1 protein-coding gene is annotated in these 1136 nt (G+C 66.2%); it reads left to right on the forward strand.

Annotated elements, in window-relative coordinates; genetic code table 11:
- Nucleotides 1-459: 459 nt before the first annotated feature.
- Nucleotides 460-870 carry a hypothetical protein gene (locus tag K789_RS0111905; RefSeq protein ID WP_024366957.1) on the forward strand — a complete coding sequence of 137 codons (411 nt, stop codon included), beginning with the start codon at nt 460-462 and terminating at the stop codon, nt 868-870.
- Nucleotides 871-1136: the final 266 nt, after the last annotated feature.

Raw genomic sequence — 1136 nt, forward strand, 5'->3', positions numbered from 1 at the left:
GGGGTGCCCCGCCGCTGGGAACACGCCGGCTGCATTGTGCGCGCTGCCCTCGGTGTTGGCGTGGCCGTCTCATATGGCATCGGCACGTCCTCGCTCTGCGGCAGGGGCATCACCGTGGAGCTCAGCTTGGCCATGATGATCCTCGCCGTTGCATGGTCCATTCTCCGTTAGAAGGTCCTGCGCTACCCGTTGCAGCTCGGCAGGGCTCTCAACGACCTTTCGGGGCCGGCAGGAGCTGCCCAATTCAAGGCCGCCGAATACATACACCGGCGCGTTCCTGCGCATTCTGCGTTCCTTCTGGGCTCATCATCGTGCTGGCCAGGCTGGTGCTTCGCTGGCAGGCGGGCCTTGGTCCCCGTCCTGAGAGAGGGGCTGACGGCGTGAGCATCACGGGTTTAGGGTTGGGGCATGACGGCCGGGCGGGCCGGCCGCCCCATCACCCGTGACAGGAGCTGCGTCATGACCCATCACATCACTGCCATGCTCGACGTCCACCCGCAGGCGGCAGAGAGCGCGGAGAATACAAAGCTGGCCGAATGCATCGCCGCGTGCTTTCAGTGCTCCCTGACCTGCACAGCCTGCGCTGACGCGTGCCTGGCCGAAGGCACGGTCGCCGACCTTGTCTCCTGCATCCGCACGGATTTGGACTGCGCTGACATTTGCGCCGCCACCGGCGCCGTCATGACCCGCCAAACAGCGTCCAACGCGGGCATCAGACGCGCAATGTTGGAGGCCTGCCGCACCGCCTGTGCCGCCTGCGCGGAGGAGTGCGAGAAGCACTCCGGGATGCACGAGCACTGCAGAATCTGCGCCGAGGCCTGCCGCCGGTGTGAAGCGGCCTGCGCCTCCCTCCTGACTGCATCGGCCTGAGTATTAGCCGGCCGTCCGCCGACGGTTCGGATGCATTAAACACCGGCCCGGGGGCCGGGACCTCGGACTCTACCTGTCTGCCGTGGCCACGCGAAGACTCGGAGTAACTCTGAAGCGAAAGGCACCGGTCATGATGTGGGGTTACGGACAAGGCATGGGGTGGATGTGGCTCTGGGCTCTTCTGCTGCTCATCGGGATCGCGCTGCTGGTGTTGCTGGCGGTCAGGGTCTTTGGCGGCGCCGTCCGTGGTGGATACGGGCCGCCGG

Origin of the sequence: Arthrobacter sp. TB 26, from assembly GCF_000427315.1 — a bacterium.
Lineage (GTDB): Bacteria > Actinomycetota > Actinomycetes > Actinomycetales > Micrococcaceae > Arthrobacter.